Genomic DNA, 22,985 nt, shown 5'->3' on the forward strand with positions numbered 1-22,985 from the left:
CGGACCGCGCCGAGCCGGCCACGGACGGTTCACGCCGCTTCAGCTGAACCGTACGTTCATCGTTGCCAGACCGAAGATCTTTTTTCCCGCCGACTTCGCGCCGACAAGGACGACACCCGAGCGGGTTTCGGGATCCAGCGATTTCACCTTGCCGCTGAACTCGATGTCGGCACCTTCCTTGGCCGAGACGACCGCGGGTTGCGAGAGTCGCACAGCGAAGCGGGTGACCGCACCCGGGTCGCCCGACCAGACCGAGTGGTATCCGGCGCCGAGGCCCATGGTCAACATGCCGTGAGCGATCACGTCGGGGAGACCCGCCAGCTTGGCGATGTCCTCGTCCCAGTGGATCGGATTGGCGTCGCCCGCTACGCCGGCGTAGTTCACCAGATCGCCCCGGGACACTCGAGTGTGGTGGGCGGGGAGTTCCTCGCCGACGGTGAGGCTGTCGAACGATCGCGTCCCCGGTGATCGGGTCAGACCGCCGTCCGAGATCCGGATCTCGCCGTCGGGGCGCAGCTCCTTCTCGTAGCTGGCGTCATCTCCGCCGATGTCGAGGATGTTCATGTCGTGCATCATCGCGTTCTGAACGGCGATCTTCACGCCCGCGTCGATGTCCTCCGCGGTGACGCCGACGACGGTGGTGTGCAGGGTGTGCACCCGTTCGCCGTGAGTGTCGGTGAACGTGTTGGTGACGGTGATGAAGTCTCGCCCGGCGGTTCGCCGCACCGACGTCAGCTCGACGTCGATCACGAGTTCGTCGCCGGCGACGATCGGACGGTGTTGCTCGAAGACCTCTTCGGTCTGCAGGTAGGTGTCGTAGCCGACGACGATCGATTCGAACATCCGGCGGTTGCACTGCATGCCTGGTGCCGAGGTGAAGGTCAGCGGGGCGACGACATCCGAATAGCCCAGCTCAGCTGCCGCGGCGACGTCCCAGTGGGCAGGGTGGTAGTCCTGCACCGCGCGGGCGTATTCGCGGAGCTTCTCCCGGCCGACGAGATAGGTGCCGTTCATCCGGTAGTAGTGGCCTACCCGCGCTTCAAGCGGCGACGTCTCTGCTGGTGCGGTCATAGATGCTCAACTTTTCTATCGGCTTGTTCACTGAAGCCGACCACAGCACCCTAACGCGCAGAGAACATAGCGTGACACGCCGATACGATTCGGCTGTCAAGGAGAACCGAGCGTACGGCGGTTGGGGTGAGCGATGAAGAGAGCGCCCGCGGCCTGCCCCTATTGCGGGGCTGACCTCGACGCAGGTGGCACCTGCGCGCGCTGCGGCGGCGTGTTGACACCCACTCCGGCGACGGGCTGGCGGCCGGATCCCACCGCCCGCTACGAAGGCCGGTATTACACGGCCGGGCACGCCACCAACCGGGTGCGTAACGGCAGATCCGAGTCCAGTGACCCCGTCGGCGGGCAGATGTTGCCGTCGTACGTCGAGGTGCCGGTGGCCCGGTCGAGCATCCGGTTGACCTGGCTGGCCACCGGGGTCACGACAGCCGTCATCGTGATGGTCGCCGGGGTGGTCGCAGGCCTCCTCTGGGCGCGGCACCGGCCGTCGCCGCCGCCCGAAGTCGATTACGTGCAGGCCTTGCAGACCGCGGGGTTGTTCGACCAGTTCAATTCCGAGGCCAATGCCGTCGCTCACGGGCACGAGGTCTGCAATCAGCTCGAACACGGCGGGCCGCAGCAGGGTCTGCTCGCGGACAAGATCGCCGTCGACGTGTTCTGTCCGAAGTTCAACAAAGGCTTTCGCATTCTCGAATCCGCCAAGATCTCAGGGGTTTTCGTCCTGACCGACAGCCTCGGTACCGGTTCGATCGTCGTCGACGGCGGCGCATGCCACGGTACGGACGGCTACGCCGATGTCGGACGCACCACCCCGGTGACAGTCAAGAACAGCAAGGGAGACATTCTCACCACCACGTCGCTGGGCGCCGGTACCGGTGACAGCGCGAACTGCACGTTCTCGTTCACGTTCTCCATCGACGAGGGCCAGGATCGCTACGTCGTATCCATCGGCCGGCGAGGCGATTTCAGCTACAGCTTTGAACAGCTGCGCAGCCATGGACTTCAAATCCACCTCGGCCACTAGTTGCGGCCGAGAATCCAGAGCATCAGAGGCTGGGTCTAGCGGAATTAACCCAGCCCGTTCTACTGTTGTCGCCAGAGAAGACATTGGCCAAGGGAGAACTTCTATGACACAGCAGATCACCGCACTGGTAACGGGAGCGAACCGTGGATTGGGACGGCAATTCGCCGCCGAACTGCTCTCGAGGGGAGCCAAGGTCTACGCCGCGGCCCGCAGGCCCGAAACGATCGACCTGCCCGGTGTGGTCCCGATCCAGCTGGACATCACCGACCCCGAGTCGGTACGCCGTGCGGCGGCGATCGCCGAGGATGTCTCGGTGCTGATCAACAACGCCGGCGTCTCAACCGAGTCCAACCTGCTCACCGGATCGATCGACGACATCCGGCTGGAGATGGAAACGCATTACTTCGGCACGCTCAATGTCACCCGCGAGTTCGTCCCGGTCATCGAGAAGAACGGCGGCGGCTCCGTCCTGAACGTTCTGTCGGTGCTGTCGTGGTATCACGCACCGTCGTTCGGCGCCTACTCGGCAGCCAAAGCGGCGGGCTGGGCCATGACGGACGCGCTGCGAACTGAGTTGGCGCCCAGGGGAGTTCACGTCGCGGCCCTACACGTCGGTTTCATGGACACCGATATGGCTTCGTTCGTTCCCGCCGATCAGAAGGTTGATCCAGCTGTGGTGGCCAAGCTGGCCGTCGACGGATTGCTCAGCGGCCAACCCGAGATCCTGGCCGACGATCTCAGCAGGCAGGTCAAGGCCGGGCTGGCCACCGCGAACGGTTAGCCCGACATCGCGGGGAGACGACGCGTGATCAGTCGTCGCCGGCGGCGACCAGTGGGCGCAGCGTCACCGCGGGGTTGTCCTCCTGAAACCCCTGCAGTCGCCACTTCGTGGTGAACAGGGCGAGCATGACGCCGTCGGTGCGGGTGAGCACTTCGGTCGACACCTGCTTGTCGACGAACGGCGCGTCCTCGGGGTCGACGGCGCGCGCCACGGTGTAGGGCAGCGGGTCCAGCGAGATCGGTGCGTTGAACTCGGTGGCCATCCGGTGACTCGTCACCTCGAACTGCAGTGGGCCGACGGCCGCGAGTACCGGCGCCTGCTCGCCCCGGCGATCAGACCGCAGAACCTGCACCACGCCTTCCTGCTCGAGTTGCTCGATCCCCTTGCGAAACTGCTTGTGCTTACTCGGGTCGGTGCCCCGGGCGACGGAGAAATGCACGGGAGCGAAGCTCGGGATCGGCGGAAACTGCACGGGCACATCGCGATAGAGGGTGTCACCCGGACGGAGTGCGTTGGCGTTGGCCAGGCCGATCACGTCGCCGGGCCAGGCGTCATCCAGTGTCGAGCGCTGCTGGCCGAACACCGATTGGGCGTACTTGGTCACGAACGGCTTACCGGTCGCGGCATGGGTCAGGACATCACCGCGCTCGAACGTTCCCGAACACACCCGGGCGTAGGCGATGCGGTCACGGTGGGCGGAATCCATGCCGGCCTGGACCTTGAAGACGAACGCGCTGAACGGCGCGTCGACCGGTCGCACATTGCCGTCGACATCGACGTGGCCGCTCGGCGCGGGAGCAAGCCTTGTCAGGTTGTCCAGAAGCTGGTTCACGCCGAAATTCAGTGCGGCGGAGGTGAACAGGACCGGCGTGGTCACGCCCTGCAGGAAGGCTTCCTGATCGTGGTCGCCGTCATCGGCGGAAAGCAGTTCGCATTCTTCGACCGCGTTGTCCCAGTCGATACCGGCGGCGTCGTGGGCGCGTTCGGGTGCGATGTGCTCCTCGGGTGCGGCGGTCGCACCGCCCGCGGTGCGGGTGAACCGAATGAAGTTGCCGGTGCGGCGATCCAGCACACCCTTGAAGTCACCGGCGATGCCGACCGGCCACGTCAACGGGGTCGGCTTGAGACCGATGCGTTCCTGGATCTCGTCGAGAAGCTCCAGTGCGTGCCGGCCGGGACGGTCCCACTTGTTGATGACTGTGAGGATGGGCAGTCCGCGGTGCTTGCACACCTGAAACAGCTTGAGCGTCTGCGGTTCCAGACCCTTGGCGGCGTCGATCAGCATGACCGCGCAGTCAACTGCGCTGAGCACCCGGTAGGTGTCCTCGGAGAAGTCGGCGTGCCCGGGGGTGTCGAGCAGGTTGATGACGCAGTCCTGCCCTTCGGGCGAGTGGTACGGAAACTGCAATGCCGTCGAGGTGATGGAGATACCCCTGGCCTGCTCCATCTCCATCCAGTCCGAGACCGTCGCGCGCCGCCCGGCCTTGCCGTGGATGGCGCCGGCCTGCGTGATGATCCGCGCGTGCAGCACCAGGGCCTCGGTCAGCGTCGACTTACCGGCGTCAGGGTGGCTGATGACGGCGAAGGTGCGCCGGCGGCCGGCCTCCGCTGCGAGGCGGTGTCCCGCGGCTGTGGTCGGCGCCGCCGGGACGTCGAGGTCTTGGTCACTCATTGCCCGTCGATCGTATTTGCCGACGACGCAAAACCTCTAATCGTGCGAGCGCTCCGAGCACACCCGGGGTCGGAATATCCAGCGAAATCACACCCGCCAGCATCGGTGGCGACCGTACGCTGACCGGCGTGAACGGCCATATCAGATGTGCCGAGCGGCTTCCTGCACGAGTTGCACCCGTGACGAGATGCCAAGCTTGGCGTACACGTGTGTGAGATGTGACTGCACGGTCCGCGGGGAGACGAACAACCGCACCGCGATGTCCCTATTGGACAGACCCTCGCTAACGAGTCGAACCACGTCGAGTTCGCTCGGAGTCAACGACTCCCAACCTGAGGCCGGCCGCCCGCGTGCCCCGCGACCACGTTGTGCGTAATTGATGGCCTCGCTGGTGGACAGCGCAGTGCCCTCGGTCCAAGCGGTGTCAAACACGTTTGTGCTCAACGCCTCCCGTGCTGTTGCCAAGGCCGCCTCGCAAGTGACCTGGACATGGGGGAAGCGCGTGCTGCCGTGCCGCCGGCGCATCGCATCGGCCGCGCCGAGCAGCCTGACGGCATGTACCGGATTGTCGTCGGCCGCAAGGCCGGCCAGGCATTCAAGCGTTTCCGGCAACCGGAGATATCCGCCGGTGCGTTCCGCGACGGTGACGGCATCGTGTAGATCACTGTCAGCTTGGTGCAGCTCGCTTTGCGCGACGGCGACCCGGGCGCGAGCGTTCAGCGCCTGCACGCGGTAGCTGCCGGGCACGACCCCGGCGGTCTCATCGGCCCAGCGGCGCGCGGCAGCAATGTCACCGCACTCCAAGGCAGCCTCGGCCATCGGCAACAAACTCCTGACGAACAGCTCCTTCAGCGGCGTGGTGTGGCGCCGGGCGTCTTCACAGGCTGTTCTAGCCGCCTGGGCGTCCCCGGCGGCGAGCGCGGCGGTTGCCACGGCAAGGTATGCGGTGTCGTCATGGAACCCGCCCAGGGAGGCCCCGACCTCGAGCGCGGCTTCAGCCGCCGCGCGCCCCCCCGCGACGTTCCCGGTAAACGTCAGTACCTGGGCCAGCGCCATCAGACCAAAGGCTTGCATGGGCCGGTCCTCGGCGCCGCGCGCTTCCTCGACCAGTTGGCTGCCTACTGCCAGCGCCTCGGACAGCTTGCCCTGCAGGCCCAGCGAACCGGTGAGGAACGTGCGGCTATACCTCGACATGAAGCTGTCACCGAGCGCGTCGGCGAGGTCGCGGCCCAACTCACCGGCAGCCTCCGACGCGCGGGGATCGCCGACGACGTTGGTGACGAAACATTCGTAGCAGTAGACGTGGTAGAGGGTGGCAGAGTCACCGGTTGCCCGCGCTAGGCCCGCCGCCTCGGCGAAGTATTCCCCGGCGAGGTCGCTGTCGTTCATCGACAGCAGTCCGCATGTCAGCAGTATCTGAGTGACGAGGGCTTGCTCGTCGAGTGCGCGTGCCGCGGCGAGCGCGTATTGCGCGCGTTGCAAGGAAGTTGGAACCGATATCCAGACAGCCAGGAGCTCAGCGTTGGCCACCGCCCGTATCCACGTTGCCGGCGCGACATCCTCGTCGCGATACCTCGCGTCGTTGAACACCGCACCGAATCCTGCGACGCCCTCACGAAACCGACCGCGGATGACCCATAGGCGTTGCAGCGCCGAGACGAGTCGCAGAGCCGCCTCGAAGTTCCCGCTGTCGCAGCTCCAAGTGTGCGCGGCGCGCAAGTTGTCCATTTCGATTTCGGCCCATGGGATCAGTGGCGCGCCATCGCCGCCGGAGCGGGCTGCGAGTTCCACTGCAGCTTCGGTGTAGTGGTCCCTGTGACGGTTTCGCACCGTCTCGGCTTCGCCGGACTCGGTAAGCTTCTCGAGTCCGTATTGGCGGACGGTCTCCAGCAGGCGGTATCGCATGTTCCCTTGGACTTCTTCCGCCACCACCAGCGACTTGTCGACAAGCAGACCCAGCAGATCGATGAGCTGAAAGTGTTCGACATCTGCGTCAGCTCCGACCGCGTCGGCGGCGTTCAGATCGAACCCGCCCATGAATGCCGCCAAGCGGCGGAACAGAATTCGTTCGGGATCGGTCAACATGGTGTGCGACCAGTCGATCGATGCTCGCAGCGTCTGCTGACGGCGCACGGCGGTACGCGCTCCACCGGCGAGCAACCGGAAGCTGTGGTGCAGGCCGTCGACGATCTGGGTCAGCGACAGGGTGCGGGTCCGTGCCGCGGCCAACTCGATTGCCAACGGCATGCCATCAAGCCGTCGGCAGATCTCCGCTACTGCCGATGAATTGGCCTCTGAGAGGCCGAAATCTGGCCTGGTACGTCGCGCACGGTCGACGAACAACTCGATCGCCTCACCGTCCACCGACAGCGATGGAACCCGCCAAATCACCTCGCCGGCGATGCCGAGCGGCTCACGGCTGGTTGCCAGAACTGTGACTTCCTGGCCCACGTCGAGCAGCTCCACCAACAGCTCGGTGCACGCGTCCAGCATGTGCTCGCAGTTGTCGAGCACCAGCAGCATCTGGCGATTGCGGACGAACCGCGCGACCGCCTCCCTCGTCGATCGGCCCGGCTGGTCGGCAAGACCCAGCGTACGGGCCAAAACAATCGGCACGACAAGGGGATTGGTAATCGGAGCCAAGTCGACGAACCAGGTCCCGCCGGTCAAACCCTCGGACAAGTGCTCGGCGATGCGCACCGCCAGGCGGGTCTTTCCAACACCACCGGAGCCGGTCAGCGTGACCAACCTATTCTGTTTCAGGACCCGCTCGACATCGTCGATCTGGGAATCACGCCCTATGAAACTGGTCAGCTGCGCCGGAAGGTGTCGACCTCCAGCAGCATTGACCGTACGAAGTGCCGGGAAGTCATTACGCAGGCCTGGATGGGAGAGTTGCACAACCCGTTCGGGCCGTGGCAGATCGCGGAGCTGGTGCACGCCGAGATCGCTCAACCAAGCACCTTCGGGCAACCGGTCAACGACGAGTTGTTCGGTGGCACCAGATAGGACCGTTTGCCCACCGTGGCCCAGATCGCGCAGGCGCGCGGCCCGGTTGATGGTCGGCCCCATGTAGTTGCCGGTATCGCGGAGCTGCACTTCCCCGGTGTGCAGCCCGATGCGCAGACGGATGGGCGCCAGTTCGGCGAGTTGCAACTGCAATGCGCACGCGACGGCATCGCTTGCGCGAGCGAATGCCACGACGAAGCTGTCGCCCTCGCCCTGCTCGACCGGCCGCACACCGCCGTGGGTAGGGACCAGATCGTCGACGGTGCGGTTGAGTTGATCAAGGGCGGCCGCCATGGATTCGGACTGGGTCTCCCACAGCCGAGTGGAGCCCTCGACGTCGGCAAGCAACAACGTCACGGTTCCGGTTGGCAGCTCCCCCACGATCTGCTCGCTCCAGGTCAGCAGCGTCTCCGCCGGTGATTCGATTGCGCTCATGCTAGTCAGCATCCCGGTCCGCCGACTGGCAAATCATCAGCACAAATGCGGAGAACCCGGGCAACCGTACGCGGATCTACGACCCCCACACGGCGATTTCTGCGCGTACTGGCCGATGCTCCGAACTGACCGCGAGCCGATAGTCGGACCAGTACCGACTCCAGGAGACCACCGCCATGACTACCAAACTCGCCCGTTCCGGTGTGAGCGTCTTCGACGCGAACCTGCCGTCGCTGGCCTACGACCACCTCGATGATCCCGACCAGGCACACCATGCGATCGCTGTCGCCCGATCGCAGGCACCGATTGCGCTGGGGCCGCATGGGCCCGAGATCTTGAGCTACGAGTTCGTCCACACCGTGCTGCGCGATCCGCGGTTTGTCACCGCCACTGGCCTCGGGCTGGATGCACAGGGAATCACTGACGGGCCGCTATGGGACCGCGCGACCCAGAACATCCTCAGCATCGACGGCGTCGAACATCATCGATTGCGCCGCCTCGTGTCCAAAGCGCTCGCACCGCGGGGAGCCGAACGGCTGCGCGCCCTGATCACCGCCACCATCACCGAAATCGTCGAGCCACTCACTCACGTCGGACGTTGCGATGCCGTCAGCGATATCGCCCGGGGGTATCCGACGCCGATCATCTGTGCGCTGCTCGGTGCGCCCCGAGAGGACTGGGCTTTGTTCTCGGACTGGACGGATGACATCAAAAAGCTGTTCGACTGGAATCTCGCCACAGACGGACCGACCATCTTGGCGGCCTGGCGGGACCTCGACGCCTATCTCGAAGACATGGTGGCCCAGCGCAAGCACCGGCTGACCGACGACCTGATCTCAGATCTCATCCGGGCAGAGGACGATGGCGACCGCCTCACCCACGGCGAGCTGCTGATGCTGGCCGCCGCGCTCTTGGTCGCAGGCACGGACACCACCCGCAACCAGTTGGCCGCGGCACTTCACGCGCTCTGCGCTCAGCCGGATCAGTGGGCATTGCTTGCTGAGCGCCCGGACCTAGCGCCGAGTGCGGTGCACGAGGTAATGCGTTACTACCCAATCGTTCTGGCCACCATCCGGAGGGCCGCCGAGGACGTCGATCTGGGCGGCATCGTCATCCCTGCCGGGACTCTCGTCGTTGCCAACACCGCCGCCGCCAATCGCGGACCCAGAGGTTTATGCCGACCCGCATCGACTGGACATCATCCGCGAGGGCTCACCGGCGATGCTGACGTTCGGCGGTGGGGTTCACTACTGCCTGGGCGCACATCTGGCGCGGCTGGAGTTGACCGAGGCACTGCGCGTGGTCACCCGCCGCATGCCTGATCCCGCGCACAGTGCACCGGCTCGGTGGAATGTGCTGTCTGGCATCACCGGACCCGCCGAATTGCCCATCGAATTCACCGCCGGGCACTGAATTGTCCAGGCGCTGGGCGGCGCGAACGGGCAGATCAGGGGTGCCGAGCGGGCGCTCAGTCCAACCGGCCGACGTCGACCACCCGCAATACGGGGGCACCCGCCTCGTCCGAGGCTTCCACGTCCACCTCGACCTCGATGCCCCAGTCGTGGTCGCCGGCCGGGTCGTCGAGGATCTGCCGCACCCGCCACACGTCGAGTCCTCGGTCGATGATCAGAAGTGCCGGTCCGCGGGCGTCGGCGCCGGTGCCCACGTCGCTGTGCTCGTCGAAGTAGTCGTCCCCGACCTCGTGCCAGCGCTGCGCGGACCATCCCGAACCGGCGTCCAGTCCGCCCAGCTCATCCCAGCGGCGCCGGGCGAACAGCTCCACCCGCCGGAACAGGGCGTTACGGACCATCGCGGTGAAGGCCCGCACATTGCCGGTCACCGGCCGCGGACGCATCGGCACCGCGACCGGGACGTCGTGCGGTTGGTCGGGACTGGTGAGCTCCTCCCATTCGTCCAGCAGGCTGGAGTCGACCTGGCGCACCAGTTCGCCAAGCCACTCGACGATGTCGGTGAATTCCTCGGTTCGCGCCGCGGTCGGCACCGAGGAGCGCAGCGCCTTGAACGCGTCGGACAGATAACGCAGTACTGCGCCCTCGGACCGGGTCAGTCCGTAGACACTGACGAACTCGCGGAAGGTGAACGCCCGCTCCCACATCTCGCGGACAACGGATTTCGGCGACAGCCGGGCGTCCGCGGCCCAGGGGTTGGTGTGCAGGTACACCTCGAAGGTGTGTCCGAGGAGCTCCTCGAGCGGTTTGGGATAGCTGACGTCGTCGAGCAGTTCGATCCGCTCGTCGTACTCGATGCCGTCGGCTTTCATCGCCGCCACGGCCTCGCCCCTGGCCTTGTTCAACTGCGCAGCCAGAATCTGGCGGGGATCTTCCAACGTTGCTTCGACCACCGAAACAACATCCAGCGCAAAGGTTTCCGAATCCGGATCGAGGACGCCGACCGCGGCCAGCGCGAACGTCGACAACGGCTGATTGAGGGCGAAGTCGGGCGGCAGGTCGACGGTCAGCCGGTAGCGGCGGCCGTCGGCCTGTGGTTCGTCGAGCCGTTCGAGGACCCCGGCCTGCAGCAACGAGCGGGCGATGCCGACGGCTTCCCGGATGTGCTGTAACTGGCGCTTGCGGGGCTCGTGATTGTCGGTGAGTAGTCGCCGCATTGCGACGAACGGGTCACCGGGACGGTCCACCACGTCGAGGATCATCGCCGTGGACACGCGCATGTTGCTGGTCAGGGGCTCCGGGGTGGCTTCGACCAGCCGCGTCATGGTGGCCTCGCTCCACGGCACCGTGCCTTCGGGTACTTTGCGGCGCACGAGTTTTCGCCGTTTCTTCGGATCGTCGGCGACCTTGGCGAACTGTTTGAGGTTCTCGACTTCGTGGTCGGGCGCCTGCACGACGACGGTGCCGGCCGTGTCGTAACCGGCCCGGCCGGCGCGACCGGCGATCTGATGGAACTCGCGGGCATTGAGCAGCCGGGTCCGGGTCCCGTCGTACTTCGACAGAGCCGAGAAGACGACCGTCCGGATCGGCACGTTGATGCCGACCCCCAAAGTGTCGGTGCCGCAGATGACTTTGAGCAGGCCTGCTTGCGCAAGCTGTTCCACCAGCCGCCGGTACTTGGGCAGCATCCCGGCATGGTGGACGCCGATGCCGTGTCGAACCAGTCGTGACAGCGTCGAGCCGAACGCGGTCGAGAATCGAAAGCTGCCGATGTGCTCGGCGATCGCTGCCTTCTCCTCCTTGGTGCTGACGTTGACACTCATCAGCGCCTGGGCGCGTTCCAACGCGGACGCCTGGGTGAAGTGCACGATGTAGATCGGCGCCTGTTTGGTCTGCAGCAGTTCGGTGATCGTTTCGTGCATGGGCGTGGTCGCATACGAGTAGAACAGCGGTACGGGACGCTGGGCGCCGGCGACGAGGGCGGTCGGCCTACCGGTGCGACGGGTGAGGTCCTTGCGCAGAAAGCTGACGTCGCCGAGCGTGGCCGACATCAACAGGAACTGGGCATGCGGCAACTCCAGAAGCGGTACCTGCCAGGCCCAGCCGCGGTCGGGGTCGCCGTAGAAATGGAACTCGTCCATCACGACCACGCCGATGTCGGCGTCCGCTCCTTCGCGAAGCGCGATGTTGGCCAGGATTTCCGCGGTGCAGGCGATGATCGGGGCGCTCGCGTTGACCGCGGCGTCGCCGGTGAGCATGCCCACGTTTGCGGCACCGAACGTCGCGCACAGCGCGAAGAACTTCTCGCTGACCAGAGCTTTGATCGGTGCCGTGTAGTAGCTTCGCCGCTCTGCGGCCACGGCCGCGTACAGCGCCCCGGTGGCCACCAGGGACTTCCCGGAGCCCGTCGGTGTCGCCAGAACGACGTTGGCGCCGCTGACCAATTCGATCAGCGCTTCCTCCTGCGCCGGGTACAGCGGGGTGCCGTTGGCTTCGGCCCAGCCGGCGAAGGTGGTGAACAGCCGGTCCGGGTCGGAGCCCAGCGCGCGAACTGCGGACAGATCGGCGGGGTCGTCGAGGAGGGGAGTGGAAGCAGTCATCGGGATACTGGCACAGCCTAGTCAGGCTGCGCCGACCTGGTCGGATGCAGGCCGGGCTTCGTTCCGTGGTGGAACGTGGTCAGGGATTGTCGCCAACTGAGATCGGATGGGCGAGAACCGATTCGTGCATGTAGCCCAACTCGTTCCAGGGGGTGGAATCTGGCTGAACGCGCCCCCGGTCGTCGGCGGCGCGCACGCGTAGGACGTGCTCGCCCGGTTGGGCGTCCCAGCGGAGTTGCCACCGGGCCCACACGCCAGGTTCGCCACTGGAGGTGATGGTGGCGCTCTGCCAGGCATGATCGTCGATCCGATAGTCGACGGAGGTGACCCGAGCCTCACCGGCGAACGCCCGGCCGCGGATGATCTGCGGGCCAGGGCACAGGCGTGCCGGCCAAGGCAGTTCGACCAGGCTGGACAGCGCAGGTTCGGTGATGGCGGGGCCCCGAGCCTGGTCGCCTGCGGCGGGGTAGCCCGGCCCGATCATCACGTAATCGATGGTGTTCCAAGGCACTTCGACATGCTGCGTGGCGACGTCGATACGGCCGAGCCACTTGATGCTGGCGGCGCCGAGCCACCCCGATACGACCAATCGCGCCGGGAAGCCGTGGTCAGGTGGCAACTCTTCGCCGTTCATCGCCCACGCGACGATGGTGTCGTCGGCGAGGGCTTTGGCCAACGGTAATGGGCGCCTGGCCCGGATCGCATCGAGCGATTCGGGCACGACTTCGCTGGCATCGGCCGTGATACCGGCCGACTCCAGCAGGTCGCGCAACCGGACGCCGGTCCATTCGGCGGTGCCGATTGCGGTACGCCCCCACTGGGTGCCTTCGAAGGTTTGGCCGACCTCGAGCCCGAACTGCACCCGCCGGTTGCCCGCGCACTCAATGGTGCGCACGATGGACGTCAGCGGGAAATTTGTGCGCAGATCGTTGTAACCGAGCGAAACGGCTTGCCGCACACCGTCACCAGTGATCTGCAACTTCCAGTCGGCGGCATCGATGACTGGTGTGTCGGCGTGGCTGCGCACGAAAAATCGATCGGTGCCGACGATGTCGCCGAACATCCGATCGGGGCGGGTGCCGTAGTCCAGCCCCGAGCCGGTGTCTTCCATCAGATCCGGCGGCGTTGGCTTGACGAGCCCGTGTCGATCAACGTTTGGCATCGACCCATTATCCCGCGTGCGCGACCGGGCTCACCATGAACGCCCGGCTCAGGCGGTCGCCTTCTCGTAGGCGACGGGGGGAGGTGCGTCGTCGGTACCCGGCATGGCGGTGCCGTTGAGCGGACAGCGGGTGGTCTCGGGCACCTTGATCAGGGCGAGCGCGCCGATCACGCAGGCGCCCATCATGTAGTACGCAGGGATCAGGGCATCGCCGGTGCGGGTGGTGAGCCAGTCGTTGACCGCCGGCGCGGTGCCGCCGAACAGGGATGTCGAGACGTTGTAGGCAATGGCGAAACCGGCATAGCGTACCTGCGTCGGAAACATGGCGGGAAAGGTCGCCGAAATCGTGGCCAGCTGCGGCACATACAGCAATCCGAGCACGGCGAACCCGATGACGGCTCCAGCCAAGCCGGTGCCCATCAGCAGGAACATCGGCAAGCCTGCCACGAACAGCCCGATCAACGAGAACCACCACAGCGGCTTGCGGCCCACCCGATCCGAGAGCAGACCGGCGAACGGGACGAAGACCATCATTGACAACATCCCGATGATCGGCACCAACAGCGACTGGTCGGCAGACAGACCGATCTCGTTCTCCAGATAGGTCGGCATGTAGGTCAGCAGCGTGTAGTTGACGACGTTCAGTGCGACGACCATGCCGCCCAGCTGCAGGATCGGCCGCCAGTACCCGGTGATGAGGTCGCGGAATTGGGTCGTCGTCTGGTCTTCGGTATCGCCGTGGGCTTCGAGTTCCCGGAACACCGGTGTGTCTTCCAGCCGAGACCGCAGGTAGACCCCGATCAAGCCGAGTGGCGCTGCGACGAGAAACGGAAGCCGCCATCCCCACGCCTGCATCTGGTCGTCGCCAAGCACCAGCGAGCAGCCCAGCATCAGTAGAGCGCCGAAGGAGAACCCGGCCAGGGTGCCGAACTCGAGGAAGCTGCCCAACACGCCGCGACGACGGCTCGGCGCGTATTCGGCCATGAACGTGGCCGCACCGCCGTACTCACCGCCCGTGGAGAACCCTTGGATCATCCGCAGCAGGACCAGCAGAAGCGGGGCCCAGATGCCGATCGTGGCGTACGTCGGGACCAGGCCGACCAAGAACGTCGCGCTGGCCATGAGCAGAATGGTGATGGCCAGCACAGCTTTTCGACCCAGACGGTCGCCGAGCGGTCCCCATACGAATCCGCCGAGCGGCCTGACCAGGAACGACACCGCGAATGTCATGAGCGCCAGCAGCGTTGCCTGTTCGGTGTCTCCGGGGAAAATCGCCGCCGAGATGTAGGTGACGCCATAGGCGTAGATACCGTAGTCGAACCATTCCGTCGCGTTGCCGATGGCCGAGGCGGCGATGGCTTTCTTCAAAACGCCAGGCGAGGGTTCCTTGTCGACGACCGGTGGTCGATGTTCTCCGGCGTCCACAGGGAGCCCTCCTTCGGATAGCTGATCGGTGCGGCGGGGCCGCCCACAGCGCGTTCCCAGTTGCCTGGTGGTCGAAACCCAGAGTAGGAAAGAAACTCTCGAGTAGTTGTTGACGACCGTCTACTGTTGCTCGGCGGCAACTATTGCTCGGCGGGTGGGGGCGGGCAATAGTTGCCGCGTTGTGCGACCGCTCGTCGGCAGACTGCGCTACGGCGTGTCCGGTCGGTCACCGGACTGACGCTGCTCAGGCGGGCCGGTATCGTCGGCCGGGGTGGGCTCCAGCGCCACACTCCACGATCGTTGGTGGGGTGCGCGCTTGGCGGGACGTTCGGCAACCGGCCGCAGTCGAACGACGCGTCCGACCGCACGACGCAGGCCCGGTGGCCCCTCGACTCGGAAGAAGTCGCCTACCCGGCCTGCGCGATAGCGCAAGGGGGATCCGAGCAACTCTCCCATGACCACGCCCGCCCCGATGGCCAGCGCGGTGGCGGCCGCTGCCAGGGCCTGGGCGGCCCCGCCGACGTAGTCACCGTCGACGGCCAGGAAGAACACCGCCCGAAAGACGGCCAGGCCGGGCAACATTGGCGTGATGCCCGCTGTTGCCGTCACCAGGGAGGGCGCCTGGTGCCGAATGGAGAGAAAGGTGGCCAGCAGGCCCACCCCGGCCGCCGCGATGCCGGTGGCGACCACTTGGCCGAAGTCGGCGTTGCCGAGACCGATCAACGCCAATTCGGCGAGACCGGCCACCGCCCCGGCGGTGACCATCGCACGTGGGCGGGCGTAACTGGCAAGGGCCAGGCACGCGCCGGCCAACGCGGCGCCGGAGACCGCGAGCACGATCGGAAATGGCCGGTTCGGGATGATGAACGATTCGGTGGCATCGACGCGAAGCTCGATCTGAACGCCCGCAAGTGCGGCCATCTGCAGCCCGGCGAGGATGCCTACGACGATGCCGGCGGTGAGGAACAGGACGTCACCGAGCCGGGCGACGGCGGTCAGCATGTAACCGGTCAAGGCATCCTGTACCGAGCCCACCAGAGTCATCCCCGACAGCAATACGACGATCCCGGTGGCGACCAACGCGGTAGGACCTTGTCCCGCGAACAGATATGCCAGCACCGCGATGATGGTGGCGATCGCCGCACCGGCGGCCTGCTGGAAGAAAAATGGGGTGCCGGCGCGGTTCAGCAACCGCGCCACCCGGTCGATCAGCGCCGCTGACACTGCGGCCAGTAGGCAGGTCAGCCAGGTGCCTCCCATCAGCATCGCGATGCCGATGGCAAATCCGGCCCATCCCGCGGTCGCCACCCAGCGCGGATAGGGATGGGGCTGCGCCGTCAGTTCGTCCATCGCCTCGTGGGCGTCGTCCACGGAGACGCCGCCTGAGGTGATGCGACGGACCAGGCCGTCGAGCTCGGCCAGCCGGGTGTAGTCGGTTGAGCGCGCCTGCACCGACCGGACGATGGTTACCGGCGGACTGTCGGCAGTTGGCAGGGCCGACACGAATATCGTGGTGACGAACACATCGACGACGCAGTCATTGAGTTGGTAGGCCTGCGCCACGTCCTGAGCAGTGGCCACCACATCGGCAGTTCCGGATCCCGACGACAACATCACCTCGGCCAGCCGGATGGTGAGGTCGAGGACCCGTCGGGTGTGGCGGTCTCCCAACCCTGCCGAGTCGCGAGTGCGCTGGCCCGCCCCCGGGGCGGGGTCGCGCCGGCCCCGTAGGCTGATATTCAGCCCTCGGCGACGTGCCGCCCGGGCCGACCGATCGGACGCCATCTGTCCGACGATACCGAGGAACTGCTCAACGATGTGAGTGGCTGCCCTTCGGCGATGCGAAACCGTATATCCAGCAACGGATTCGGTCCGTGTCTAGCCTTTGCCGGGCTCGATGGCCAAGCTCAGGCAGCAGTGCCGGGACAGGTGCTCAGTGTGGGACCGGCATGCGCCGCGGCGCACTCGGCACGGGCATCGCAGTGACGGCTGCGGGGCGGACGGGCCTGGCCTGGCGGCGATTGTGCCGCTGAATCCGCTTGTCGAGAACGCGTAGTTCGCGAGTGGTCAGCGAACGGTTTTTGCGGACCAGGAGTTCGAGCTGGTGCCAGCTGAGCCCGTCGAGGTCACCGTCTGCGTCGTGAGTGGCGACGACGACACAGCCTGGCAGGAGGGGGACCGTCTTAGCGGTGAAATTGGTTGTGGCCAGCAGAACTTCAGTTGCCTGCTCATTGATCCGGCTCTGGCAACCCGGTGACGAGGGGCTGAACCAGAAGTCGAACTGCCGGTCGGGACTGGTCAGGCAGTGGAGCTGACGCCCCTTGAACAAGCGATCGATATCGGCCTTCGAGTAGGCGCGGGTCTCATAAACGGGGCCGTTGGCGCTGAAGTACAAGATTGTGTTCATCACGATGATCCATTCGACTCTTTCTTAGCTGTTCAGGACGGCGCCAATACCACAGCGCTGTTACTAAAGTTACCCCTGTTGCAAATGGGACAAACCTAGATCTCAATGTGGAAACATTGTGTTTTAGCTGACAGTGCCGTCAGTCGTCCCACAGCAGCAGTTGGCGCACCGCGGGCCGGGATCCATAGGGGCGCAACATGGTGCTGGCGGGTCGCGGTCGCACCCGGAGCGGCCACCAGAACCACCGGCCGAGAAGTGCCGCGATCGACGGCGTCATGAACGACCGCACGATCAGGGTGTCGAACAACAACCCGAGTCCGATGGTGGTGCCGATCTGGCCGAGCACGAGGAGATCGCTGAATACGAACGAGCCCATGGTGAAGGCGAACACCAGGCCCGCGGCGGTGACGACACCGCCGGTGCTGGCCATGGCGCGGATGATGCCGGTGTTCAGGCCCGCCCCGATCTCCTCTTTGAACCGCGATATCAGCAACAGGTTGTAGTCCGAACCCACCGCGAGTAGCAGGATCACCGCCAACGCGAGCACCACCCAGTACAGCGGTTTGCCCAGAAGGTCCTGCCATACCAGCACCGAAAGACCGAACGAGGCGCCCAGCGACAGCGCCACCGTGCCGACGATCACCAACGCGGCCACGATGCTGCGGGTGACGAACATCATGATCAGCAGGATGAGACTCAGCGCCGAGATGCCGGCGATCATCAAGTCGTACTTGGCCATATCGGCGATGTCTTTATACGTTGCCGCCGTACCACCGATGTAGATACTCGACCCGGCCAGCGGCGTTCCCTTGACGGCCTCCTGAACGGAGTGCCTGATCGCGTCGATGTGCGCAAGTCCTTCGGGCGTGGCGGGATCCACGTCGTGGGTGACGATCATCCTCGCTGCCTTGCCGTCCGGGGACAGGAACTGCTTGAGGCCGCGCTGAAATTCGCTGTTGCTGAACACTTCTGGGGGTAGATAGAAGGAATCGTCAGTCTTCGACGCGTCGAACGCCGCACCGAGGGCCGTTGCGTTCTGCAGTGCGGCCGCCGTTTGGTCGTAGATGCCGGACTGGGTGGCGTAGTTCGTCATCGACAGATCGCGGTTGGCCTGCTGACTGTCGATCTGTTGTGGGATGAGGGCCAGCAGCTTCGGTTGGAGCGCATCCAGTTTGTCCAAACTGGCTGTGACATTGGCCAACTGGTCGGTCAGAGCATCGATGCCGTCGAGTGCGTCGAACACCGATCGCAGCGCCGCACAGATCGGAATGTCGAAACAGTGCGGCTCCCAATAGAAGTAGTTGCGCAGCGGCCGGAAGAAGTCGTCGAAGTTGGCGATCTTGTTGCGCAGGTCCTGCGCCACCTCGACGGTCTTATGGAACGCCTCGACCTGTTCATGGGTGGCTTCAGAGCTCTGCTGCTGCAGGGAGTACTGCTCGCGCAGAATGTTGATCGTCTTGTCGATCTCGCCGACCTGCTTGAGCAGGTCCGCCGCGCGGGCCTGTTGGTAGGGCAGGTTGTTGATCTGGGCGCTGCTTTGAGCACTGATCTGAAACGGCACCGAGCTGTGGTCCAGCGGTGTGCCCAGCGGGCGCGTGATGGATTGGACCAGGGCGATGCCCGGGGTGTGGAAGACGGCCTTGGCGACGCGCTCCAGCAGGATCATGTCGGTGGGGTTGCGCAGATCATGATCGGCTTCGATCATCACCAGTTCCGGATTGAGTCGCGCCTTGGAGAAGTGTCGTTCCGCGGCGGTGTAGCCGACGTTGGACGGGGCGTCGGCGGGCATGTAGGCCCCGACGTCGTAACTGGTCTTGTATCCGGGCAGTGCCAGCAGGCCGATCAGCGCGATCCCCAGCGAGACGACGAGGATCGGCCCGGGCCAGCGCACGATCGCGGTGCCGATACGCCGCCACCCGCGAGTCTTGGCTCGCCGCTTGGGATCCAGCAGGCCGAAGTGACTGCCGATCACCAGGATCGCCGGGGCCAGCGTCAGCGCCGCGATCAGCGTGACGAAGACGCCGATCGCCGACGGGATACCCAAGGTCCGAAAGTAGGGGTTGCGGGTGAAGTCCAAGCAGTAGACAGCCCCGACGATCGTCAGACCCGAGCCGAGAATCACGTGGGACGTGCCCCGGTAGGTGTCGAAGAACGCCGTCTCCCGGTCCACGCCGGCGGACCGTTCTTCGTGATATCGGCCAACGAGGAAGATCGCGTAGTCGGTGCCGGCTGCGATGACGAGCAGCGTCAAGAGATTGGTCGCGTAGGTGGACAGCCCGATCAGTCCGGTATTGGCCAGAAACGACACAACACCGCGTGCTGCGGACATCTCGATGAGCACGGTGATGAGCATCAGCACCATCGTGACCACCGAGCGGTAGACCAGCAGCAGCATGATCGCGATCACCCCGATGGTCAGCAGGGTGACTTTCACGGTGCCCTTGTCGCCGGTCTCGAACTGGTCGGCGACCTGTGGTGCCGCGCCGGTGACATAAGCCTTGACCCCGGGTGGCGCGGGAGTGTGATCGACGATGTCGCGAACAGCGTCGACGGATTCGAGTGATAGGGCTTCGCCCTGGTTTCCGAAGAGGTAGACCTGCACGTAGGCGGCTTTGCCATCGGGACTCTGCGCTCCGGCGGCGGTCAGGGGATCGCCCCAGAAATCTTGAATGTGCTGGACGTGTTTACGGTCGGCAGCCACCCGCTTGAGCAACTCGTCGTAGTAGCGGTGCGCGTCGGCCCCGAGCGGTTGGTCTCCCTCGAGCACGATCATCGCAACGCTGTCGGAATCGAATTCACCGAACACTTTGCCGATCCGCTTGAACGCCTGCAGCGAGGGTGAATCGGGTGAACTCAACGCCACGTTCTGCGCCTGGCCGACGACTTCCAACTGGGGTACCAGCGCGTTACTGAGCGCGGCGACCACCAGCCAGAAGAGCAGGATCGGGATGCACAGCACGCGCGTCAGCCGCGCAAACCGGTGGGTCAGCGAGCGGTCGGCCGCCTGCTGGTCTGGAGCCTCCGTCGAAACCCTCTGCACCCGTTAGCCTTTCGATAACCGGCGAACACGATTACTTGGCGGGGAGAGATCTTTTCCCGGTCAGCAGGGGCTGATCGCTCTAGGCGGTACGGTACGGTACTGGATCACCTCAGGCAACACTTGGTTTCAGCTGATAGGACGCGTGAGGCTGGGGATCAGGACGTTGTCGACGATCACCCGCACCGTCTGGCGATCCGGAGGGCGGTTGGGCACGATCGACCGGAAGATCAGATACCCGGGCATCAGGTCCCAGAGTTCTTCGGTGATCGCCTCCGCCTTGATCTCGCCGCGGTCGACAGCATGCTGCAGCACCGACTCGATCAAAGCCTTTCGCTGATCCAGGAACTGATGCTGCATCGCCTCGCGCAGGGCCGGATCGCGGGAAACCTCCACCATCACCGCGCGGATAGTGGCCGAATGCTTGGCGGCGTGCTCGGTGATGGCTTCGCCGAGGCGCAGCAAGTCTTCCCGCAGCGACCCGGTGTCGGGGCGGACCGCCGCGCACCGGACACCTTCGATGAAGGCGGCCAGCACCAGTTCGCCCTTCGACGGCCAGCGCCGGTAAACCGTGGCCTTGCTCGCCTTGGCGGTCGCGGCGACCGCATCGACGGTCAACCGCTCGTACCCGTGCTGTTGTAACAGCTGCAGGGTGGCCGCGAGCAGTTCGGCCTCGCGCGCCGACCACGGCGACGAATCCGCCTCGTAGTCGACAATCCTGGTCACAGCGCCCACCATAGAGCGCACAGGCAGTACGGTCCAGTACTGCCCAATCCCGGCGGAAGGCCATTTCGCTGCCGCCGATAGTCCGCACCCTGCGGTTACCATGAACGCCGTGGCGAGCGTCGTGGTGCGGATCGGCCTGGCAATGCTGTTGAGCTTGCTGTTGGCACCGGCGGCGAGCGCAGCGCCGGACTCCTCACAGTGGATCGTCGTCGGCGTGCCCGCCGCCAACGCCACCACCGGAGCGTTGACCGCGTTCCAGCGGGTGGGACAGGACTGGAAGGTGGTGCTGGGCCCCACGCCGGCCAAGGTCGGCGAACTCGGTGTCGGCGCCCCGGCCGACGGTGTCTACCGCACTCCGGAAGGCACCTTCGGCTTCGACCAGGCCTTCGGACGCCAGCCCAACCCCGGCACCAAGATGCCGTACTTCCAGGCCACCGACCAGGACTGGTGGGACGAGGACCCCAAGTCGCCGGGGTACAACACCCATGTCCGCAGTGGCGGTCAGCCTTCGGCGATCGCGGAGAACCTCTACGACTCCGGCCCGGTCTACGACTACGCCGTGAACATCACGTCCAACCCGAACCGCATCCCCGGCAAGTTGGCCGGGATCTTCCTGCACGTGTCCGACGGCGATCCCACCTGGGGATGCGTCGCGATCGGCCGCGACGAGATGCGGTCGATCCTGAATTGGCTTGATCCCGCGGCCAACCCGCAGATCACCATCGGGGTGGGTGACCCGTCGCTCATCACGGCTCGGTCGTGACCGCGCTGAATCGGCGGGATGTCTTTCGGTATGCGCTCACGGCGCTGGCCGGCGCCGCCGCGCTGGGGGCGCCCAGGGCAGGCGCGGACGGGTTGCAGCTCATCGATTTCGCCGACCGACTGGTGAGCCCGGAGCAGATCAAAGCCGCCGGCTACGCCGGGGCGCTGGTGTACGTGTCCGAGCTGCGTCCCGGCGCCACCTTCGATTTCAAGCCGGTCACCCGCGACTACACCGATGGACTCATCGCAGCCGGACTGCACGTCGTCAGCTGTTACCAGTTCGGCAAGCCCGGCTGGTCCACGCCGTCGGACTTCACCCGCGGCTTCGACGGCGGCGTTGCCGACGCGCAGACCGCATTGCGGATTCACGGCGCCGCCGGCGGCCCGAATTCAGCGCCCATCTTCTTCAGCGTCGACGAGGACATCAGCTCTGACACGTGGAAAAGCACTGCGATCCAATGGTTTCGCGGTATCAACTCGGTGATCGGCGTCGAGCGCACCGGAATATACGGCGGGGTGCGGCAAGTCGGATGGGCGATCGGCGACGGTGTCGTCGGCCATTCCACCACGCCCGGCTATCGCTGGGCCTGGCAGACCAAGGCATGGTCGGGCGGTGTGCGCGAGCCTGCCGCAGTGCTCTTCCAGCGGGAGGTCGTAACCACGTCGGATCCGGGTGCGCTCATCGACGGTGTGCATGTCGATGTCGACGACGTCCTGGCGCCCGACTTCGGCCAATGGGACCTGGCCCGCTGATCAGCTGTCGATGAAGGTGACGTTGGCGTCCAGCGGGTTACGCGGCACAGTCAGCTGATTACACGCGAATTCCGGATCGGGATAGCCGATCGAAACGCCGCACAGGATGCGCATCTCCTCGGCGATGCCCAATTGTTCGCGCAGCACCTCGGGATAGCCGGCCACGGACACCTGGACGCAACTGCCGAGCCCACGGGCGGTGAGGGCGAGCAGAAAGGTCTGCAGGAACATCCCGACCCCGACCGCGTCGACGTCCCCCAGATCGCGGTGCATGCACACGATGCCGGCCAGGGGAGCGCGGAAGAACTCCCAGTTACGCAGCACCGCAACGCGTCTGGCTTCGGCGTCGTCGCGGGCCACTCCCATCGCGCCGTACACCAGTGCGCCCAGCTCGCGGCGGAGGTGGGCGAACGACTCCGGCAACTCGGGTACGTTCGGAGCCTCGATATCAGCCTGCTCCAGCAGCGCTTCGGCCAGGCGGTCACGGGCCGGCCCCGAGGCGAAGACCACGTGCCACGGCTGGATGTTGGAGTTGGACGGCGCGCGGATCGCTAGCTCGAGTGATTCGGTGATCAATTCCTTGGGCACCGGCTTGTCGCGGAGAAATAAGCGGATGGACCGCCGCTCGCGGATCGCGTTCTCGAGGTCGTGCATCGCTTCCTGCTTTCGTCAGTCCGTTCTGCAGCGGAAAACGTCGCCGATCGACTTTTGC

The 22,985-nt window shown here is 65.4% G+C and carries 15 protein-coding genes and 1 pseudogene; 5 read left to right on the forward strand and 11 right to left on the reverse strand.

All coding sequences use genetic code 11. The annotated features are described in order from the left end of the window. Positions 1-39: 39 nt before the first annotated feature. Positions 40-1,071: a fused (3R)-hydroxyacyl-ACP dehydratase subunits HadA/HadB gene (locus BST42_RS06940; RefSeq protein ID WP_083117798.1), complete on the reverse strand. Its 1,032-nt coding sequence runs from the start codon at positions 1,069-1,071 to the stop codon at positions 40-42. A 133-nt stretch (positions 1,072-1,204) separates the two neighbouring features. On the opposite strand from BST42_RS06940, the gene BST42_RS06945 reads away from it, so the two are divergent. Both BST42_RS06945 and BST42_RS06950 read left to right on the forward strand, forming a co-directional pair. Next, positions 1,205-2,095 (forward strand): DUF732 domain-containing protein, encoded by an 891-nt coding sequence (locus BST42_RS06945; protein WP_083117799.1) that lies wholly within the window; start codon positions 1,205-1,207, stop codon positions 2,093-2,095. A gap of 103 nt (positions 2,096-2,198) precedes the next feature. Further along, complete coding sequence (locus tag BST42_RS06950; RefSeq protein WP_083117800.1) at positions 2,199-2,876, forward strand: SDR family oxidoreductase; 678 nt, start codon at positions 2,199-2,201, stop codon at positions 2,874-2,876. 28 nt (positions 2,877-2,904) lie between these two features. Here BST42_RS06950 and BST42_RS06955 read toward each other — a convergent pair whose 3' ends face one another. Further along, entirely contained in the window at positions 2,905-4,548 is a 1,644-nt protein-coding gene (locus BST42_RS06955; RefSeq protein WP_083117801.1) for a peptide chain release factor 3, read from the reverse strand. A 141-nt stretch (positions 4,549-4,689) separates the two neighbouring features. After that, complete coding sequence (locus tag BST42_RS06960; protein WP_083117802.1) at positions 4,690-8,004, reverse strand: helix-turn-helix transcriptional regulator; 3,315 nt, start codon at positions 8,002-8,004, stop codon at positions 4,690-4,692. A 164-nt stretch (positions 8,005-8,168) separates the two neighbouring features. Between BST42_RS06960 and BST42_RS06965 the strand changes: the two are divergent. Continuing rightward, positions 8,169-9,405: pseudogene (locus BST42_RS06965) on the forward strand (cytochrome P450). Positions 9,406-9,460: 55 nt separating this feature from the next. Here BST42_RS06965 and BST42_RS06970 read toward each other — a convergent pair. The 7 genes from BST42_RS06970 to BST42_RS07000 form a co-directional block, all read right to left on the reverse strand. Then, a complete protein-coding gene (locus BST42_RS06970) occupies positions 9,461-12,001 on the reverse strand; it encodes a DEAD/DEAH box helicase (protein ID WP_083117803.1) in 2,541 nt (846 codons plus the stop codon). Between the two features lie 79 nt (positions 12,002-12,080). Then, on the reverse strand, positions 12,081-13,163 hold the full coding sequence (locus BST42_RS06975; RefSeq protein ID WP_083117804.1) for a sulfite oxidase: 1,083 nt from the start codon (positions 13,161-13,163) through the stop codon (positions 12,081-12,083). A gap of 48 nt (positions 13,164-13,211) precedes the next feature. Next, positions 13,212-14,588 (reverse strand): MFS transporter, encoded by a 1,377-nt coding sequence (locus BST42_RS06980; protein WP_083117805.1) that lies wholly within the window; start codon positions 14,586-14,588, stop codon positions 13,212-13,214. Positions 14,589-14,795: 207 nt separating this feature from the next. Next, positions 14,796-16,373: a threonine/serine exporter family protein gene (locus tag BST42_RS06985; RefSeq protein ID WP_083117806.1), complete on the reverse strand. Its 1,578-nt coding sequence runs from the start codon at positions 16,371-16,373 to the stop codon at positions 14,796-14,798. Between the two features lie 148 nt (positions 16,374-16,521). Next, positions 16,522-16,995, reverse strand: a complete 474-nt coding sequence (locus BST42_RS06990) for a hypothetical protein (protein WP_083117807.1) — start codon at positions 16,993-16,995, stop codon at positions 16,522-16,524. Between the two features lie 139 nt (positions 16,996-17,134). Then, positions 17,135-19,984, reverse strand: coding sequence for an MMPL/RND family transporter (locus BST42_RS06995; RefSeq protein ID WP_083117920.1), 2,850 nt, complete (start codon positions 19,982-19,984; stop codon positions 17,135-17,137). Between the two features lie 177 nt (positions 19,985-20,161). Further along, a complete protein-coding gene (locus BST42_RS07000) occupies positions 20,162-20,770 on the reverse strand; it encodes a TetR-like C-terminal domain-containing protein (RefSeq protein ID WP_083117808.1) in 609 nt (202 codons plus the stop codon). A gap of 97 nt (positions 20,771-20,867) precedes the next feature. Here BST42_RS07000 and BST42_RS07005 point away from each other — a divergent pair, with 97 nt between their 5' ends. Beyond that, positions 20,868-21,521: a L,D-transpeptidase family protein gene (locus tag BST42_RS07005; RefSeq protein WP_435406013.1), complete on the forward strand. Its 654-nt coding sequence runs from the start codon at positions 20,868-20,870 to the stop codon at positions 21,519-21,521. Positions 21,522-21,526: 5 nt separating this feature from the next. Continuing rightward, the gene (locus BST42_RS07010) at positions 21,527-22,273 is read left to right on the forward strand and encodes a DUF1906 domain-containing protein (protein ID WP_276010499.1); all 747 of its coding nucleotides are present in this window, start codon (positions 21,527-21,529) and stop codon (positions 22,271-22,273) included. On the opposite strand, the gene BST42_RS07015 is transcribed toward BST42_RS07010, so the two are convergent. After that, positions 22,274-22,927, reverse strand: coding sequence for a nitroreductase (locus BST42_RS07015; RefSeq protein WP_083117811.1), 654 nt, complete (start codon positions 22,925-22,927; stop codon positions 22,274-22,276). It abuts the gene before it with no gap. Positions 22,928-22,985: the final 58 nt, after the last annotated feature.

Source organism: Mycolicibacterium rhodesiae, from assembly GCF_002086695.1.
Classification (GTDB): Bacteria; Actinomycetota; Actinomycetes; order Mycobacteriales; family Mycobacteriaceae; genus Mycobacterium; species Mycobacterium rhodesiae.

What these genes read in the sequence shown, in the direction of transcription:
- BST42_RS06955 (WP_083117801.1), bottom strand. Translation starts at nt 4,548, where the DNA reads ATGAGTGACCAAGACCTCGACGTCCCGGCGGCGCCGACCACAGCCGCG.
- BST42_RS06975 (WP_083117804.1), bottom strand. Translation starts at nt 13,163, where the DNA reads ATGCCAAACGTTGATCGACACGGGCTCGTCAAGCCAACGCCGCCGGAT.
- BST42_RS07000 (WP_083117808.1), bottom strand. Translation starts at nt 20,770, where the DNA reads ATGGTGGGCGCTGTGACCAGGATTGTCGACTACGAGGCGGATTCGTCG.
- BST42_RS06950 (WP_083117800.1), top strand. Translation starts at nt 2,199, where the DNA reads ATGACACAGCAGATCACCGCACTGGTAACGGGAGCGAACCGTGGATTG.
- BST42_RS06970 (WP_083117803.1), bottom strand. Translation starts at nt 12,001, where the DNA reads ATGACTGCTTCCACTCCCCTCCTCGACGACCCCGCCGATCTGTCCGCA.
- BST42_RS06945 (WP_083117799.1), top strand. Translation starts at nt 1,205, where the DNA reads ATGAAGAGAGCGCCCGCGGCCTGCCCCTATTGCGGGGCTGACCTCGAC.
- BST42_RS06985 (WP_083117806.1), bottom strand. Translation starts at nt 16,373, where the DNA reads ATGGCGTCCGATCGGTCGGCCCGGGCGGCACGTCGCCGAGGGCTGAAT.
- BST42_RS06990 (WP_083117807.1), bottom strand. Translation starts at nt 16,995, where the DNA reads ATGAACACAATCTTGTACTTCAGCGCCAACGGCCCCGTTTATGAGACC.
- BST42_RS06960 (WP_083117802.1), bottom strand. Translation starts at nt 8,004, where the DNA reads ATGCTGACTAGCATGAGCGCAATCGAATCACCGGCGGAGACGCTGCTG.
- BST42_RS06940 (WP_083117798.1), bottom strand. Translation starts at nt 1,071, where the DNA reads ATGACCGCACCAGCAGAGACGTCGCCGCTTGAAGCGCGGGTAGGCCAC.
- BST42_RS07015 (WP_083117811.1), bottom strand. Translation starts at nt 22,927, where the DNA reads ATGCACGACCTCGAGAACGCGATCCGCGAGCGGCGGTCCATCCGCTTA.